The organism is Oryzihumus sp., assembly GCF_036391795.1.
GTDB lineage: Bacteria > Actinomycetota > Actinomycetes > Actinomycetales > Dermatophilaceae > Oryzihumus.
This window is the reverse complement of sequence record NZ_DASVZH010000155.1, coordinates 1-17,289: the sequence shown is the minus strand read 5'-3', so window position 1 is coordinate 17,289 and position 17,289 is coordinate 1. Positions and strand designations below refer to the sequence as shown.

General features: G+C 73.3%; 14 protein-coding genes. 3 read left to right on the top strand and 11 right to left on the bottom strand.

All coding sequences use genetic code 11. The features are described from left to right. Nucleotides 1-153: 153 nt before the first annotated feature. A complete protein-coding gene (locus VF825_RS09160; protein ID WP_331112434.1) occupies nucleotides 154-447 on the bottom strand; it encodes a WXG100 family type VII secretion target in 294 nt (97 codons plus the stop codon). Nucleotides 448-568: 121 nt separating this feature from the next. On the opposite strand from VF825_RS09160, the gene VF825_RS09155 reads away from it, so the two are divergent. Beyond that, complete coding sequence (locus tag VF825_RS09155) at nucleotides 569-1,345, top strand: DUF4031 domain-containing protein (RefSeq protein ID WP_331112431.1); 777 nt, start codon at nucleotides 569-571, stop codon at nucleotides 1,343-1,345. A gap of 6 nt (nucleotides 1,346-1,351) precedes the next feature. On the opposite strand, the gene VF825_RS09150 is transcribed toward VF825_RS09155, so the two are convergent. From VF825_RS09150 to VF825_RS09115, 8 genes are all read right to left on the bottom strand, one after another. Further along, the gene (locus VF825_RS09150) at nucleotides 1,352-2,002 is read right to left on the bottom strand and encodes a hypothetical protein (protein WP_331112429.1); all 651 of its coding nucleotides are present in this window, start codon (nucleotides 2,000-2,002) and stop codon (nucleotides 1,352-1,354) included. A gap of 13 nt (nucleotides 2,003-2,015) precedes the next feature. Continuing rightward, on the bottom strand, nucleotides 2,016-4,055 hold the full coding sequence (locus tag VF825_RS09145; protein ID WP_331112427.1) for an AAA family ATPase: 2,040 nt from the start codon (nucleotides 4,053-4,055) through the stop codon (nucleotides 2,016-2,018). Between the two features lie 139 nt (nucleotides 4,056-4,194). Further along, nucleotides 4,195-5,490, bottom strand: coding sequence for a S1C family serine protease (locus VF825_RS09140; protein WP_331112425.1), 1,296 nt, complete (start codon nucleotides 5,488-5,490; stop codon nucleotides 4,195-4,197). A gap of 50 nt (nucleotides 5,491-5,540) precedes the next feature. Further along, complete coding sequence (locus VF825_RS09135; protein WP_331112423.1) at nucleotides 5,541-7,019, bottom strand: HAMP domain-containing sensor histidine kinase; 1,479 nt, start codon at nucleotides 7,017-7,019, stop codon at nucleotides 5,541-5,543. An 11-nt stretch (nucleotides 7,020-7,030) separates the two neighbouring features. Then, nucleotides 7,031-7,738, bottom strand: a complete 708-nt coding sequence (locus VF825_RS09130; RefSeq protein WP_331112519.1) for a response regulator transcription factor — start codon at nucleotides 7,736-7,738, stop codon at nucleotides 7,031-7,033. Between the two features lie 50 nt (nucleotides 7,739-7,788). Further along, nucleotides 7,789-8,469, bottom strand: a complete 681-nt coding sequence (locus VF825_RS09125) for an HAD family hydrolase (protein WP_331112421.1) — start codon at nucleotides 8,467-8,469, stop codon at nucleotides 7,789-7,791. Between the two features lie 39 nt (nucleotides 8,470-8,508). Continuing rightward, nucleotides 8,509-10,161, bottom strand: coding sequence for a DNA repair helicase XPB (locus tag VF825_RS09120; protein ID WP_331112419.1), 1,653 nt, complete (start codon nucleotides 10,159-10,161; stop codon nucleotides 8,509-8,511). Nucleotides 10,162-10,304: 143 nt separating this feature from the next. Beyond that, complete coding sequence (locus VF825_RS09115; RefSeq protein WP_331112416.1) at nucleotides 10,305-11,012, bottom strand: hypothetical protein; 708 nt, start codon at nucleotides 11,010-11,012, stop codon at nucleotides 10,305-10,307. Between the two features lie 84 nt (nucleotides 11,013-11,096). Here VF825_RS09115 and VF825_RS09110 point away from each other — a divergent pair, with 84 nt between their 5' ends. After that, a complete protein-coding gene (locus tag VF825_RS09110) occupies nucleotides 11,097-12,032 on the top strand; it encodes a hydroxymethylglutaryl-CoA lyase (RefSeq protein ID WP_331112517.1) in 936 nt (311 codons plus the stop codon). Nucleotides 12,033-12,119: 87 nt separating this feature from the next. Here the strand turns inward: VF825_RS09110 and VF825_RS09105 are convergent, their stop codons facing one another. After that, nucleotides 12,120-13,997, bottom strand: coding sequence for an Ig domain-containing protein (locus VF825_RS09105; RefSeq protein ID WP_331112414.1), 1,878 nt, complete (start codon nucleotides 13,995-13,997; stop codon nucleotides 12,120-12,122). A 214-nt stretch (nucleotides 13,998-14,211) separates the two neighbouring features. On the opposite strand from VF825_RS09105, the gene VF825_RS09100 reads away from it, so the two are divergent. Continuing rightward, a complete protein-coding gene (locus tag VF825_RS09100) occupies nucleotides 14,212-14,979 on the top strand; it encodes a TrmB family transcriptional regulator (RefSeq protein WP_331112412.1) in 768 nt (255 codons plus the stop codon). A gap of 82 nt (nucleotides 14,980-15,061) precedes the next feature. On the opposite strand, the gene VF825_RS09095 is transcribed toward VF825_RS09100, so the two are convergent. Further along, a partial coding sequence (locus VF825_RS09095; RefSeq protein WP_331112410.1) for a helicase-associated domain-containing protein occupies nucleotides 15,062-17,289 on the bottom strand: 2,228 nt, incomplete at its 5' end.

Sequence of the window (17,289 nt, the reverse complement as noted above, 5' to 3'; positions counted from 1 at the left end):
GTCCCGCGGTCGGTGTCACCCTCCCTGACGCGACCTGCACCCCGAAGGGTTGCAGGTCGCCGACGGTGGTCTGACCCGGGTGCCCACCCGGTGGTGCCCGGCACGCGTCGGAGGGCGTCCCCTCGCAGGGAACGCCCTCCGTGATCGACCGGGTCAGCCGCTGAACATCGCGGTGTTCTGCTGCTCGGCCTGGTTGTAGGAGCTGCCCGCCTGGGCCAGGGCCCGGCTGATGTGGTCGAGCGACTCGCGCACCCGCATCTGGGTGGCCCTCCACTCGGTGACCACGCCCTGGAACCGCTGCGACGCCGACCCCTGCCACGCGTCCTGCAGACCGGTGAGCCGGCTCATCATCGCCGCGACCTGCGCGTCGACCTCACCGGAGATCCGCCGGATGTCGCCCGACGCGGCAGCGATGCGCTCGGTGTCGACGCTGAACTGACTGCTCATGGTTGCCATCCCCCTGTCCAGCCGGGGCCCGGCTGGCCCGCGGCGTCCCTGCGAACCTAACCTGAGCGGCGGGACGCCCCGGGGTTATCCACATCCGGCCCGGGACGACGGGAGGAGCGCCGTGGCGATCTGGATCGACCCGCCGCGCTGGCCCGCGCACGGCCGCCTGTGGAGCCACCTCATCAGCGACACCTCCTACGGCGAGCTGCACGACTTCGCCGCGGCACACGGCATACCCCGCCGGGGGTTCGAGGGGGACCACTACGACGTGCCCGAGGAGCGGTATGCCGCGCTGGTCGCCGCCGGGGCCCGCCCGGTGGCGGGCACCGAGCTGGCGCGGCGGCTGCGCGACAGCGGGCTGCGCTTCCCCAAGCGCAAGGGGGAGTGGCCGCTGGCCCGCCACCACGACGTGATCACGACCCTCGACCTGCCACACCGGCTGGACGTCGTCGCCTCCCGGCTGCCGCCGCCGGAGGAGCAGACCGCGGCGGCCGCGGTGTTCGTCCTCGACGCGCTGGGCGACTTCCTGCTGGTCCACTCGGTCGTGCGCGACGCCTGGGGCGCTCCGGCCGGTGGGCGCGAGCCCGGCGAGAGCGTGCGCGCGGGCGCGGTGCGCGAGGTCCATGAGGAGAGCGGGCTGGTCATCGAGGAGCACGGCCTGCGGCACTGCGGCTACGAGCGGGTCACCATCGACGGGGACGCCAGCGCCCACCGCTGGCCGCACCGGCGCAACTACGTCGCCTGCTTCACCTACCGGCTCGACACGGTCCGCCCGGTCGTGATGCCCCGGCTCGACGACGTCGACGCCGCCGAGTGGGTGGACGAGCTGGAGCTGGAACGCCGCTGCGCCGGGGAGTTCTGGTGGCCGATGGTCGAGCGCCGGGACCTGTGGCCGTGAGCCGGCTCAGCGCAGGCGGGCGAGCTCGCGGCCGAGGTTGACCCGGGCGGCCGCCTCCCACTCGCGCAGCGCCGCGGTGGTGCGGTAGATGCGGTCCCGGTGCAGCAGCGGCTCGAGGATGGCGGCCCGCCCGGCGCGGTAGGCGTCCTCGTCGATGTGGGCGTACTCCTCGCGCACCTGCGCGCAGTACTCGTCGAAGCGCTCCTGGGGGGCCGACAGCACCCACAGGTCGGCGTCGTGGAACGCCGACCCGACGGGGTCGTCGCCGTCGAGGTCGTGACCCGCGGTCATCTCGACCAGGGTGGCCACCGTCCGCCGGTGGTCCTCGTCGAGACCCAGCTGCCGCAACGACTCCCGGGCCAGGTCGGCGCTCGCGGCCTCGTTGGCCCCGGGCAGCGCGCGCGGGTCGTAGACCGCGTCGTGGAACCACGCGGCGACCCGGCCGAGGGTGCCGCCGCGGTCGTCGACGGCGCCGGCGAGCTCGAGGTCCTCCAGCGCCCAGAACATCTCCACCAGGTGCGTGGTGGTGTGGTAGCGCCGGGCCGGCTCGGTCCAGCGCGCGAGCAGGCGCGACCCGACGGCGGTGACGGTGTCGTTGTGGGCGGCCGGTGCGAGGCTGCGGACGTCGAGGGTCCACCACGTGATGAGGGCAGGCACGGGCGCCAGTGTGTCAGGCGGCGAGCTCGTCCGGCAGGTCCAGCGCGTGCAGCACGGTGAGCGCCGAGACGGCGCGCGTGAGGATGACGTAGAGCCGGCGCAGGCCGGTGCGGGGGTCCGGCTCGGCGGCCGCGATCGCGGTGGGCTCCAGCACCACGACCCGGTCGAACTCCAGGCCCTTGGCCACCGTGGCCGGCACCAGGTCGACCTGGTGGTCGACGTCGCCGTGGTCGAAGCCCAGGACGCCGTGGTCGATCCCGTTGCGGGACAGGGCCTTCGAGGCCTCCTCCAGGTCCGCGTCGGGCACGATGACGCCGACCGACCCCGGCTCGAGGGACATCGCCGTGACCGTCTCGGCGAGCCGGTCCAGCAGCTCATGGGCGGCCACCCGGGTGATGTCCAGGCGGCCCGGGTTCTCACGGACCGACTTCGGGGCGCCCAGGCCGGGGGCCATCGACGGCAGCAGCTGTGCCGCGTAGTCGATGACGCTGGCCGGCACGCGGAACCCGCGGTCGAGGACCTCGACGTGGCCGCCCGGCTTGCCCAGGTGCGCCAGGGAGGCCTCCCACGAGTCGGTCGCCCACGGGGTCGTGCCCTGGGCGATGTCGCCGAGCACCGTGGCGGACCCGGTCGAGCAGCGACGGCCCACGGCGCGCAGCTGCATGGGGGACAGGTCCTGCGCCTCGTCGAGGACCACGTGCCCCAGGCTGCCGGTGCGCGAGAGGTGGTCGGCCAGCTCGTCGAGCAGCACGCAGTCGTGCACCGACCAGCGCGCAGAACCCTTGGTACGCGGCGGGTTCGGCCACACCAGCAGCTCGTGCTCTGCGGGGTCGAGCAGGTCCTCGGCGTGCCGGGACAGCGCTGCGGCGTCGGCCAGCAGCCCGAACAGCACCGCCTTCGGGTCGAGCGTCGGCCAGACCTGCGCGGCATACCGCTTGACCGCCGTGCTGCGGGCCACGGCGTCCTGGACCCGGTCGTCGGGGGAGTCGCCGGCGGCCTCCATGCGCAGCAGGACGGCGTGGGCGAGCCGCTGGGGCAGCATCTGCCGCGCCGCCTCGTAGCGCACCCCCCGGGTGCGCAGCTCGCCGATGATCTCCTCCACCTCGTATGCCGGGACGCGCCACTTGCGCGCGCCGCGCGGCACGACGAGGGCGTCCTGCGGGGTGCCCACGTGCGACCACACGGCACGTCGCAGCAGCTCGGCCATGCGCGGGTCGCCCTTGAGCACCGCGGTGTCCACCGGGTCGGCGCCGCGCACCGGCACCGAGGCCACGAGCTCCTCGATGGTGGCGTGGCGGACCTCGACCTCTCCGAGCGCCGGCAGGACCGCGCCGATGTGGTCGAGGAACGCGCGGTTGGGGCCGATGACCAGCACGCCGGTGCGGGCGAGCCGCTCGCGGAAGGCGTAGAGCAGCCAGGCGGCGCGGTGCAGGCCGACCGCGGTCTTGCCGGTGCCCGGCGCCCCCTGGACGCAGACGGTCGTGCCGACGTCGGCGCGGACGATCTCGTCCTGCTCGGGCTGGATGGTCGCGACGATGTCGCGCATCGGCCCCTCGCGCGGGCGCTCGATCTCGCTCGCCAGGATCTGGCTGCGCACCTCGTGCTCGGCCCGGTCGGTCAGGTGCTCGTCCTCGTAGGCAGTCAGCTGGCCGCGGTCGATGCCGAAGCGCCGGCGCAGGGTGACCCCCATCGGCGCGGTGCGCGATGCCCGGTAGAACGCCGTGGACACCTCGGCGCGCCAGTCGATGACGACGGGGTCGCCCTGCTCGTCGGCGACGTGCCGGCGGCCGATGTACCACCGTTCCATCCCGTTGCCGTCGCTGCTCGGGTCGGCCGAGGCATCCCGGTCGATCCGGCCGAAGAACAGGGTCGAGGTGGGGTCGTCGGCCAGGGAGGCCGCGCGCCGGTGCAGGGTGGCCGCGAGGAACTCGCTGGAGACGCGGTCGCCGCCGTGGGCCTCGAGGGAGAGCGTCTGCTCGCGCATCCGGGCGAGCTCGGCCCGGGCCCGGGCGAGGTGGTCACGTTCACGCTCGAGCTCGGGGGACACCGACATGACGACAGACGCCTTCCTCGGGCAGGTGCAGGGGGAGCCGTGCAGCCTAACCCGGGGAAGGCGTCCGCCGGTAGCCGTATGCCTGTCGCCACAGGCGGGCCGCGGACGGTGCCGGACGGGCCCGGCACCGTCCGTCCGGCTACTGGTTGCTGTCCGGCCGCACCGCGAGGGTGACGGGGACCTGCAGCTGCTTGCCGCCGCGGATGACGGTCAGCGTGACCTTCTCGCCGACGGTGCGCTCGCGGATCTGCGCCACGAGGGACTCGGCGCTGGAGACCGGGGTGCCGTTGACGGCGGTGATCGCGTCACCGGTCTTCAGCCCGGCGTCCGCCGCCGGGGTGCCGGAGACGACCTGGCCGATCTGGGCGGCCGACCGCCTGGCCGAGCCGTCGGTGACCGTGGCGTCGCGCGAGCTGACCCCCAGGTAGGCGTGCTGGGCCTTGCCCGTCTGGATCAGCTGGTCGGCGATGGCCTTGACCTCGTTGACCGGGATCGCGAAGCCGATGCCGATGTTGCCGCTCTGGCTGCCGGAGGAGGACCCCGAGACCGAGGCGATCGAGGAGTTGATCCCGACCAGCTGGCCGCCGGCGTTGACCAGGGCACCGCCGCTGTTGCCCGGGTTGATGGCCGCGCTGGTCTGGATCGCGTTGGTCACCACCGGCTCGCCGGTGGACCCGCCGAGCTGGTCGCCGCCGGAGGAGTCCTGGGTGGTCACCGGCCGGTTGAGGGCACTGACGATGCCCGTGGTGACGGTGCCGGCGAGGCCGAGCGGGTTGCCGACGGCCATGACCGGCTCGCCGACCGTGAGCCTGGTGGCGTCACCGAAGGCGATCGGCTTGAGGTCGCTGGGGGCGTTCTGCAGCTTGATCACGGCCAGGTCGGTGGCGGGGTCGGTGCCCACCACGCTGGCGGAGTAGCTGCGCTGGTCGTTGAGCGTCACCGTGATCTGGCTGCCCTGTCCCAGGCCGCTGACGACGTGGTTGTTCGTCACGACGTGGCCGGACTTGTCGATGATGACGCCGGAGCCCTTGGCGCTGCCCTGCTGGCTGTCGATCGAGATCGACACGACGCTCGGCACGACCACCCCGGACGTGGCGGCCCAGTCGGGGGCCGAGGGGTTGGCCTGCACGACCGGCGCCGACGGGGACGCGCCGAGGGAGCTGGTCGAGGTGGTGGCCGTGGTGGTGTCCGTGTGCGTCACGGCGTACGTCGTGCCACTGGCGAGGACTGCCGCGAGGACCGCCACCGAGACGAGCTCGACCAGGCGGCGCGGCCGCCGGTCCCGGTCGGCGCCGGCCTTGGTCCAGACCGGCGGGGGCGGGGTGGACGGGGTCTGCGGAGCCGCCGCCTGCGACGGCCCAGCGGTGTGCTCGCCGTACCAGAGGGGCTGCGTCGGCTGCGGCTCCGAGGTGGGGGGCACGGGTCCGTACGTCATGTCGGTCACTCCTTCGCGGGGCTTGATGGATCCAGTCAACCCCGGCGAGGTCAAGCCTTGCTGGACGCTTTCTGGGAGTTCGCTGTGGGCAGGTCGACGACGAAGGTGGCGCCGCCGCCGGGCGTCTGGGCGACCCCGACCTTGCCATGGTGGGCGTTGACGATGGCGGCCACGATGGCCAGGCCCAGGCCGTTGCCACCGCCGTGGCCGCGCATCCGTGAGGGGTCCGCCCGGTAGAACCGCTCGAACACGCGTCGCGCCGCGGCCGGGTCCACGCCCGGGCCGTGGTCGCGCACCTCGAGCAGCGCCCGGCCGGGCACGCGCGAACCCACGGCCACCTCCAGCGGGGTGCCGGGCGGGGTGTGGTTGATGGCGTTGCCGACGAGGTTGGTCAGCACCTGGCGCAGCCGGGCCTCGTCGCCCTCGACGGTCGTGGGGTGCAGCTCGCCGTTGAGGCCGTGCAAGGTGATCGCCCGGCTCGGGTCCAGCGCCTTGGCGTCCTGCACGGCGTCGGCGGCCAGCACGGTCAGGTCGACCGGGGCGAAGGCGATCGGGCGCTGGTCGTCCAGGCGCGCCAGCAGCAGGAGGTCGTCGACGAGCACACCCATCCGCTTGGCCTCGTCCTCGATCCGGCGTATCGCGGACGCGACGTCCTCGGGCTCGGTGACCGCGCCCTGGCGGAACAGCTCGGCGTAGCCACGCACGGCCGCCAGCGGGGTGCGCAGCTCGTGCGAGGCGTCGGCGACGAACTGGCGCATCCGCTCCTCGGAGGCCTCCCGCACCGCGAAGCTCTGCTCGATCTGGGCGAGCATCGCGTTGAGCGACCGGGACAGGCTGCTCACCTCGTCCTTGGTCGTCCGTTCGGGGATGCGTCGCGTCAGGTCCCCGCCGGCGATCGCCGCAGCCGTGTCCTCGATCTGGGTCAGCGGGCGGAACGCCCGGCGCACCGCGAACCAGCCGATGAGCGCACAGGCCAGCATGACGCCCAGGCCGATGACGAGCAGCGACTCCTTCATGTCCGTGAGCGAGGCGTCGACGTCGAACAGCGGCACCGCGATGGCGTAGATGACCGCCTCGCCCTCGTTGGTGATGCCCGCGCCGGCGACCATGCGCCAGCGGCCGTCCCCGTCGGCGGAGGGGACGGTGAACGGCTCGTGGGTGCGGACCCTGCTGTCGGCCAGCGTCAGGTGCGGCACGAGCGGATGCTGCTTGGCCTCTGCCGTGGACGGCGGTCCGGAGATGACCGTCCCGTCGGTGGGGAAGATGAACCGCGTGGCGTAGTTGGTGGGGATGCCCCGGCGGCTGTCAAGGGTGCGTGCCACCTGGCTGATCGTGGGGCCCGCCGCCGTGCGCAGGTCGGCGTCGACGGCCGTCATCAGGGACCGGCGCATGAGGAACAGCGCCGTGACCCCCGTCAGGGTCAGGGAGACGAACAGCAGGATGAGCACCACCGCGACGAGGCGCACGCGCAGCGGCAGGGCCTCGAACGGCTTGGCGAGCCGCTCCGCCGGCCGGCGGTTCCCACGCACCGGCTCACCCGTCATACGGCCTCGGGCGGCAGCCGCAGCACGTAACCGACACCCCGCTTGGTGTGGATCAGCGCGGGGTCGTCGGCGTCGACCTTGCGCCGCAGGTAGGAGATGTAGGACTCGACGATCCCGGACTCGCCGCGGAAGTCGTAGTCCCAGACGTGGTCGAGGATCTGGGCCTTGGACAGCACCCGGTTGGGGTTGAGCATGAGGTAGCGCAGGAGCTTGAACTCGGTCGGCGAGACGTCGATGACGCGGGTGCCCCGGCGCACCTCGTGCGAGTCCTCGTCGAGCTCGAGGTCGTGGAAGCGCAGCGTGGCGTCCTCGGCCACCTCGCCGCGGGTGCGGCGCAGCACGGCGCGGATCCGCGCGACGACCTCCTCGAGGCTGAACGGCTTGGTGACGTAGTCGTCCCCGCCGACGGTCAGCCCCTTGACCTTGTCGTCCAGGGAGTCGCGCGCGGTGACGAACACGATCGGCAGCAGCCGGCCGGAGTCGCGGAGCTTGCGGGTGACGGTGAAGCCGTCCATGTCGGGCAGCATCACGTCGAGCACGACGAGGTCGGGGGAGTGCTCGCTGGCCTGGCGGATCGCCGTGGCGCCGTCGCCGGCCACGTGGACCTCGAAGCCGGCGAAGCGCAGCGACGTGGCCAGCAGCTCGCGGATGTTGGGCTCGTCCTCGACGACGAGCAGGCGCGCCTCAGGTGTCGTGGTCGTCACGAGCACGAGTGTGTCCGTCAAGCCTGAGAGTTTGCTGGGAGGTTCCTGCGTCAGGATGACGGGCGGGCTGTGGCCAGCGCGGACCAGTCGGCGTCCAGGAGGTCGCCCGGGCCGTCGACCACCAGCACCGCTCCCGCCTCGGTGAGCTCGTCGACCCCGAAGCCTCCCGTCCGGACCGCCACGCACGGGGCGCCGATCCGGGCCGCGGCCTCGACGTCGTAGGGGGAGTCGCCGACCGTGATGGCGTGGGTGCCGCCCGCCTGGCGCAGGGCGACCTGCAGGATGTCCGCCGCCGGCTTGGACTCCTGCGCGTCCTCGGCGGTGGTCACGGCGTCGAGCAGGTCCTCCGCCTCCAGCAGCGACACGGCCTGACGGGTGTGGTCCGGCTTGCCCGAGGAGGCGAGGGCGACCCGGAAGCCCTTCTCCTTGAGCCGGGCGATGAGGTCGTGCGCCTGGGGCAGCGGTGCGATCTCGGCGCGCATCGGCTCGTACTCCCGCTCCCACGCCTGCCGCAGCTCGTCCCCGAGCCGCTGCTCGACCTCGTCACCGGCGACCTCGGCGACCAGCCGGTCCCCGCCCATCCCGATGGCCCGGTGCACGTGCCAGAGCGGCACGTCCACACCGCACGACCGGAAGGCGCGGTGCCACGCAACGGCGTGGTGGTAGGTCGTGTCCATCAACGTGCCGTCGACGTCGAGGAGCACGGTGTCCGCACGGGGAGCCTCAGCCATGGACCCACCCTGACAGCGGCGGCGCGGTCCCGCGACCGCTCAGGCGGGGTCGCCCTCCGCGAGGACGTCGTCGGCGTCGACGATCCGGTAGGCGTAGCCCTGCTCGGCCAGGAACCGTTGCCGGTGGGCGGCGAAGTCGGCGTCCACGGTGTCGCGGGAGACCACGGTGTAGAAGTGCGCGGTGCGCCCGTCGCCCTTGGGGCGCAGGACCCGGCCGAGGCGCTGGGCCTCCTCCTGCCGGGAGCCGAACGTGCCGGAGACCTGGATGGCGATGCTGGCCTCGGGCAGGTCGATGGAGAAGTTGGCGACCTTGGAGACCACGAGCAGGCCGATCTCGCCGGTGCGGAACTGCTGGAACAGCTTCTGGCGCACCGTCACCGACGTCTCCCCGGTGATCACCGGGGCGTCGAGCCGCTCGGCCAGGGACTCGAGCTGGTCGAGGTACTGGCCGATGACCAGCGTGGGCTCGCCGCGGTGCTTCTCCACGAGGGAGGCGACGACGCGGTCCTTGGTGGTGGAGCAGGACGCGAGCCGGTAGCGCTCCTCGGCCTCGGCCATGGCGTAGGCCATCCGCTCGCCGTCGGGCAGGGTGACCCGCACCTCGACGCAGTCGGCGGGGGCGATGTAGCCCTGTGCCTCGATGTCCTTCCATGGCGCGTCGAAGCGCTTGGGCCCGATCAGGCTGAACACGTCGGCCTCACGGCCGTCCTCGCGCACGAGGGTGGCGGTGAGCCCGAGCCGGCGCCGGGCCTGCAGGTCGGCGGTCATCCGGAAGATCGGGGCGGGCAGCAGGTGGACCTCGTCGTAGACGATGAGGCCCCAGTCGCGGGCGTCGAGCAGGTCCAGGTGCGGGTAGACGCCCTTCCGCCGGGTCGTCAGCACCTGGTAGGTCGCGATGGTGACCGGGCGGATCTCCTTGCGGGCGCCGGAGTACTCCCCGATCTCGTCCTCGGTGAGGCTGGTGCGCCGCACGAGCTCGTCGCGCCACTGGCGCGCCGAGACCGTGTTGGTCACCAGGATCAGCGTCGTGGCCTTGGCCTGCGCCATCGCGCCCGCGCCGACGAGGGTCTTGCCTGCGCCGCACGGCAGCACCACGACGCCGGACCCGCCGTGCCAGAAGCCGTTGACCGCCTGCTCCTGGTAGGGCCGCAGTGCCCACCCGTCCTCGGCCAGGGCGATCGGGTGGGCCTCCCCGTCGACGTAGCCGGCGATGTCCTCGGCCGGCCAGCCCACCTTGAGCAGCTGCTGCTTGAGGTGCCCCCGCTCGGAGGGGTGCACGACCACCGACGCGTCGTCGAGGCGCTCACCCAGCAGGGGCTGGATCTTCTTGTGCCGCAGCACCTCCTCCAGCACCGGGCGGTCGGTGCTGTGCAGGACCAGGCGCTCGCCGTCCTTCTCCAGGCGCAGCCGGCCGTAGCGGTCCATCGTGTCGGCGACGTCCACGAGCAGGGCGTGCGGCACGGCATACCGGCTGTGCGTGATCAGCGCGTTGACCACCTGCTCGGCGTCGTGGCCGGCGGCGCGGGCGTTCCACAGACCCAGCGGCGTCAGCCGGTAGGTGTGGACGTGCTCGGGGGCGCGCTCGAGCTCGGCGAACGGGGCGATCGCCCGGCGCGCCTCCTCGGCGCGCGGGTGGTCGACCTCGAGCAGCAGGGTCTTGTCGCTCTGGACGATCAGGGGGCCGTCGGGCACGCGTCCTCCTCACTCACGGGTGGTGGGGCCGGCGCAGCGCCGGACACGGGGTCAACGCCGTCGGGAGGCCGGGGCTTCCCGACTGGACAAGCTGACCGAGCGGTACCGGGCGGGCAGCTGACGGTCGGTCAACCCGGGCGACGTCAGTAGGTGCCGTTGTAGCTGTTCCCACCGGAGCTGTTGACCGCGATCACGGCGATGACGATGCCGAGGAGGATGAGCACCGCCCAGTTGGCGGCGTAGACGATCCAGCCGATGCGGGCCAGGCGCCGGGACTTCTCGGGGTCTGCGGTGTGCGAGGACAGGCTGATGATGCCGAGGATCAGGCTGGGCACGCCGACCGTGAACACGGTGCCGAACATGGTCAGCGCCGAGATGACCGTGAGCACCACGGCGGAGACGTTGGTGCCGGTGCCGCGGGCATAGGGGTTCTGGTAGTAGCCCGGTGTGCCCGGCGGCTGCTGGCCGTGCTGGCCCCAGTACGGCTGCTGGCCGTAGGGAGCCTGCTGCTGGCCGTAGGGCTGCTGGCCGTACTGCTGGGCGAAGGGCTGCTGGGGCGGGTAGGGGGTGGGCTGGCCCGGCTGCGGGGGCGCGTAGGGCGACTGACCCGGCTGCTGCCCATAGGGGTATGCCGTGCCCTGGCTCGGGGGTGCCGGCGGGGCCGCGGGGGGAGGGGTGGGCGCGGCCGGCCCCTCGGGGGCCACTGGCTGCGCGGCCGGGGTGCCGCTGCCCGGCTCGGACGAGCCGGCGGAGGGCGGCTCCTGGGACATGGGAGCAGTCGGGTCGGCCCAGAGCGGGGCGGTGGGGTCCGACGGGTTCTCGTCGTCGCGCGGCGTGGTGGAGTCGCTCATGAGTCCTCGTGCCTTTCACGGTGGCCCTCCCACGGGCCTAGGCTGCTCAACCTACCAACCGTGGACCCTGGACCGGAGGTGCTCGTGCGACGACCGCAGCGGGAGACGGTGGACGGCCTGCCCGGCCGGGTCACCATCTACGAGGTCGGCCCGCGCGACGGGCTGCAGAACGAGAAGGCCGTGGTGCCGGTCGAGGTCAAGGCCGAGTTCGTCCGGCGCCTCCTGGCCGCGGGGCTGACCACGGTCGAGACGACCTCGTTCGTCCCGCCGACGTGGGTGCCGCAACTGGCCGACGCCGAGGAGCTGCTCGGCCTGCTCGGCGCCGACGGCAGGGGCCGGACACGCCCGGTGCTGGTGCCCAACGAGCGTGGGCTGGACCGCGCGCTGGCCCTCGGCGTCGAGGCGGTGGCCATCTTCGGCAGCGCCACGGAGACCTTTGCGCGCAAGAACCTCAACCGGACGGTGGCGGAGTCGGTCACGATGTTCGCCCCGGTGGTCGAGCGGGCCCGGACCGAGGGGGCGTGGGTGCGCGCCTACGTCTCGATGTGCTTCGGCGACCCGTGGGAGGGCGAGGTGCCGATCGCCCAGGTGGTCGACGTGGCCCAGCGCCTGATGGACCTCGGGTGCGACCAGCTCAGCCTCGGCGACACCATCGGGGTCGGCACCACGGGGCACGTCCAGCGGCTGCTGGACGCGCTGGACGCCAAGGGGGTCGGCGCCGACCGCATCGGCGTGCACTTCCACGACACCTACGGCCAGGCGCTGGCCAACACCATCGCCGCGCTGCGCCATGGCGTGACCGTGGTCGACGCCTCCACCGGCGGCCTGGGCGGCTGCCCCTACGCCAAGAGCGCCACCGGCAACCTCTCCACCGAGGACCTGGTGTGGGCCCTGGACGGCCTCGGCATCGAGACAGGGGTCGACCTCGAGGCCCTGGTGTCGACGAGCACGTGGATGGCCGGGCAGCTCGGCCGTCCCTCGCCGTCCCGGGTCGTCAAGGCCCTGGCCGGCTCGGACTGAGGTGCGACTGACGCTCTGGTGACCACACGGCAAGGGGCGGGCACCTCTCGGTGCCCGCCCCTCGGCATACCTGCCGGTGCCCCGGTGTCAGGACAGGTTGACCGCCGTGTCGTCGAGGACGAACGAGGTCTGCAGCGAGGAGTCCTCGGTGCCGGTGAAGCTGATGCTCACCGTCTGGCCCGCGAACGAGGAGACGTCGTAGGACTTCAGGACGTAGCCGCTGCCGGCGTTGAGGTTGGACAGCGTGCTGAGGGTGGTGGACCCGGCCTTGACGGTCAGCGTGTCGTAGGCCGTGGTGGTGGTCGTCTCAGCCGTGTCGATGTGGACGTAGAACGACAGCGTGGCGTGGCAGCCGGAGGGGATGGTCACCGACTGGGAGACCGTGTCGGTGTGGCTGCTGCCGTAGCCGTCCAGCCAGGCGTCCCACGTGCCGCTGTGCGTGGGCTCGCTGGCGCCGTTCTGGCCGATGACGCCGGAGGAGGCCGACCACACCGTGTTGCCGGACTCGAAGCCGGGGTTGCCGAGCTTCTGGCCGGAGCAGCCGCCGCTGGTGGAGCTGATCGTCCAGCTGAAGCTGGCGGTGCCCTTGGCGCCGGTGGTGTCCGTGGCGGTGACCACGGTGCTGTAGGTCGCCGCGGTCGTCGGCGTGCCCGAGATCAGGCCGGTGGAGCTGTTGATCGACAGGCCGGCCGGCAGCCCGCTCGCGCTGTAGGTCAGCGTCTGGCCGGAGGCCGAGTCGGTCGCGGTGATCTGCAGGCTCGTGGCGGTGCCCACGGTGCCGGTCTGGTTGCCGGGGTTGGTCACCGTGACGGTGTTGCCGGTGCTGCCGCCGACCGTGGCGTGGGTGATGTCGCAGCGGTTGGTGTCGTTGGACCAGGTGCTCTGCATGGCATAGGAGCCGTTGCCCATGCTCACGTTGGCCGAGGCGCCCTGACCGCTGGAGATCCACGCGCACTCGTCGGCGTTCTCCTGGCCGTTGTAGCTGCTGCCGGTGACCTGGTTGGTCCAGCCGCCGGCCGGGTTCTGGTCGGAGATCGTCTCGGCGTACTCGTGGCCCTCGACCATGGTGTAGCCGTCGAGCGTGCCGGCCGAGCCGGAGTTCACGAAGTTCTGGCCGCAGCTGGTGCCCTGGTCCATGACGTAGGGCATGTTGGTGAAGGCGATGTCGCCGTAGGAGGAGGAGACGCCCACGTCGCCGTTCCAGTCGTGCCAGGCGCAGAAGCCACCGGTCTTGTAGTTGTCCGGGTTGAGGCCCTTGGCCGAGAGGATCACGTACTGCGTGTAGCGGTTCGAGGAGGCGGAGGTGTTGCCGAAGTGTCCGGCCGCCTTGACCGCCTCGGTGCCGAGCTGGGCACCGGTCGCGGCGCTGGGCTCGGAGGCGCTGTTGTCGTACCAGACCCCCGCGAGGTTGCCGCCGGTCGGGTAGCCCACGTGCGGGGCGCCGGACGGGCAGGTGGTGGAGCCGGTGGTGACCAGTGGCCCGTCGCAGTACTGCGTCATGACCCCGGACCAGCCCTCACCGCCTGTGCCCAGGCCCTTGAACAGGTTCTGCAGCCTGGGGGCACCGCCGGCGGTGTCGCTGGAGAACGTCAGGTTGCCGCTGCTGTCGGTGCCCTGCGTGCCCCACTGGGTCCCCCAGAAGACGAGGTAGACCTTGGGGGTGCCGCTGGTGACGCCGATGCCGTCGACGCCGCCGCCGTAGGCGAGGGTCTGCTGGCCGGTCGCTGCCGTCGCGTTCTGCGACGCGTGCTGCTGGGCCCAGGTGTTCATCTTCTGCTGCTGCTCGACGGTGGGGGTCACACCGTGGCGGTAGCTGTGGCCGGCCGCCGGGGAGTAGGGGTTGGACGGGGTCCCGTCCGGAGCGGCGAAAGCCGGGGAGGCGGCCAGGCCCGCGGCGATGCTGAGGGCGAGGCCGGTCAGGCCGGCCAGCGCACTGGTCCGCCCTGATCTGAGAGACAGCGACATCGGAGTTCCTCTCGCGGAAGTGGTGCAAGGATCCGTAGTCACCACCGGTTGGTGGTGGCAGCGAGCGGAAACGTATTGACGGAGGTGCATGGCCCTCCCCCCGTGAAGGTTCCGGATTCGTATGCCGTGTCCATGGATTCGGCAGGCAAGGCGACCCTTCCCTGCCGGGCCGGGTCGGGCCCCCGACGGGCCCCCGGGCACTACGGTGGGCGCCATGCCGGACCCCAGCCTTCACCTGCACCTGCACCGGATGGTCGCGCTGGGCCTGAACACCTACGAAGCCAAGGCCTACCTGGCGCTGGTGCTGCGGGAGAGCTGGGCCGCGACCGATCTGGCCAACCACGCCGGGATCCCCCGGCAGCGCATCTACGACGTGCTCTCGCGCCTGATGCAGCGTGGGCTGGCCCGCGACCGCCCCGGCCGGGTCACCCGCTACAGCGCCACCGACCCCGACACCGCCATCCAGCGGCTCATCGCGGTGCAGCGCCAAGAGCTCGACGAGCTCAGCACCCGTTCCCAGGACCTCGCGCTGACGCTGCGCCGGGCGTGGGAGCGAGGCCAGGGGGAGGGGGAGGCCCCGGTCCGCGCGGAGGTGCTGCGGGAGGCCGCGCTGGCCGGCGTGCGCAGCCGCGAGCTGGTCGACTCGGCCCGGGCGGAGCTGTGCGTCCTCGTCCCGGCGCAGGAGGGCTGGCTGCTGCCGGACCCGGACGGTGTCACCCGCCTGCACGAGGACGGGGGGCTGGTACGCCTGCTGGTCCAGGGCCCGGTCGAGCACCTGGGCGCGCTGCGCGACGCCGGCGCCGAGGTGCGCGGCACCGACCACGCTGCGATGGGCCTGGTCCTGGCCGACCGTCGGACCGTGCTGGTGCGCCTCGCCTCCGCAGGCGGGGCCACGGACCTGGTGGTCGAGCACGAGGCCCTGGCGGCGAGCCTGCAGGTCACCTTCGAGGAGGCCTGGGAGCGCGCCGCCCGGCAGGGGTGACAGCCGCCTTGGCGCAGGACCGTGCCGCGGGAGGCGATGGACGCCCGCCTCTGAGCGGCACCACCCTTTGCACCGAGGGGGTTCAGGCGGAGGCGGCGCCGGTGACCCGGTGGATGGAGAAGGCCCGCTCGACGTTGGAGCCCTCGACCGTGCCGTAGGCCCGGCCGCCCTCGATGCGCCTGGGGTAGAACAGGATCCGCGTGGCGCGCCCCTCGGCGTCGGCGTAGCCGATCCACACGCCGTCGCGCTCGGCGGCCGCCTCACGCAGCAGGGCCAGGGTCACCGTCGGGTCTGTGGACGGCAGCGGGCCGCGTCCGGGCTGCTGGTCCTGGCGTGCCCGCTCGAAGTCCGCCGACTCCTCGCCGGCCCGCAGCGCGGAGACGAGGGCCTCGGCGAGCTCCTCATCGACCTGTTGCACGGCCGTGGGTGTGGCCGGCTGGCGTCGCGCCGGGGTGCGGTGGTGGGAGGTGGGCGGGACCACGACGCCGCCGTCCATCGCCTCGGCGACGGGGGCGAACCCGCTGTCCCGCAACATCTCCAGGACCGTGACCGAGTCGACCGGGGAGACCAGGACGGTGGGCGCGATCCGGCGCAGCTGCAGCGGGGCCAGGGCGCGCTCGGCGACCATGGTGTCGAGCACCGCCTCGTCGTCGCTGCGCACGTAGGTCGACGCCGAGCCCACCCGGGTCTGCCCGTGCCGGCGCGCCACGTCGCCGACGAGGTAGGCCAGGGGCTGGGGGACCGGCGTGGTGCTCGAGTCCTGGAGCATCGAGAGCACCTGGGCGCTGGTCCAGCCCGAGTCCAGGGCCCGGCGCACGCTGGCGGCGGAGAAACGGTGCACGGTGGCGCCGCCCCGGGACTCCACGTCGGCGACCAACCGCATGAACTGCGCCAGCCGCCCCTCGAGCCGGCCCGGCGCGACGGCGGTCAGGTCGGCCTGCAGCAGCACGTGCTCGACAGGGGCCGGCAGGTCCCCGGCCATGGCGGCGGCAGCGGTGTCCTCGTCCCCGGCGACCAGGGCTCGACCGGCCGCGCCGAGCGCGCCCCGGCCGGTCACCCCGAGCCACTCGGCCTCGCGCAGCACCGCCGCGACCACGGCGTCCACGTTGGCGGGGGTGCGCAGCGGCCGCCGCCAGCCGATCCGGGCGCTGAGGCTGGCCCGGTCCGGGGCCTCGCCGACCGGCAGCGCGGCCAGCTCACGCAGGACGTCCCAGCGCAGCTGGCGGCACATCGGCCAGAGCACGTCCGAGCTCAGGGCGTTGACGGTGCCCCCACCGGGGGCCTGGCCGCCGACCAGGTGCGGCGCCCGGCCCGTCGCCAGCCACGCGGTGGCCAGCTGCACCCACCGCTCGGCGGAGGGGCGCTGCTGCCACTCGTCGTAGGCGGGAGTCGGGGCCCAAACCGGTTCCAGGGCACCGTCGTCGGCCACCAGGCCCGCGGCGAAGGCAGCCTCCACGAGGAAGGCCGCACGGTCGGCATCGACGTCGAGGATGCTTCCGACCCGGCGCAGGTCGCGCACCGACAGGCCGCCGGCCCGCAGCACCCGCGGCGGGCGCGGGCCCCAGTCGGCGGCGAGCTCGTCGACGAGGCCGAGCAGGTCCGAGGCTTGGCCCCCCGCCGCGGCGTCGACCGAGGCGGCGGTGTGGGTGGTGGTCGTGAGGGGAGCCGGCTCGAGAGCGAGGTCACGGTGCAGGCGGCCGCCGCGCAGGTGCAGGGCCACCTCCCGGGGCAGGCAGACCTGGTCGCTCGTCAGCGGGGTCAGCAGGTGGTGGGTCAGCAGCCACCCCCCGGCGAAGGACATCGGACCGGCGGGGCTGAGCACGCCGATGGGCGGACCCCAGGCGAGCCGGTCCAGCACGGCCCGCGCGTCCGGCGGGGCCTCCGCCAGGGTGCGGTCCAGCGCCTCGGGGGTGGCCAGCTCCTCGGGCAGCGCGCCGCGCTGGTCGGCCATCGAGGGGCCGAGCCCGGCGGGATAGGGGCCCATCACGTCGGTGACCGTGCGGACCACGTGCCAGCCGTCCACGCCACGCCAGACCAGGGCCCGCTCCCAGAGCGGCTCGACGTGCCGTAGCAGCACCCGCGGGCCGAGCCCCAGCAGCGAGGCAACAAGGTCCATGTCGACCGGGTCCCCGGCGACGACGAGCGCCTCGAGCACCTGCAGCCCGCCGCGGTCGAGGCCGTCGAGAGCCCGCTGCACCGAGGCCCGGGTCGAGGCCCGGGCGGCCAGCGAGGTCAGGTCGGCCGGGGCCGGCCGGGCCAGGTCGGGGCGCCGGGAGATCAGGGTCCGCAGCTGGGCGTCGGAGCGGCCGC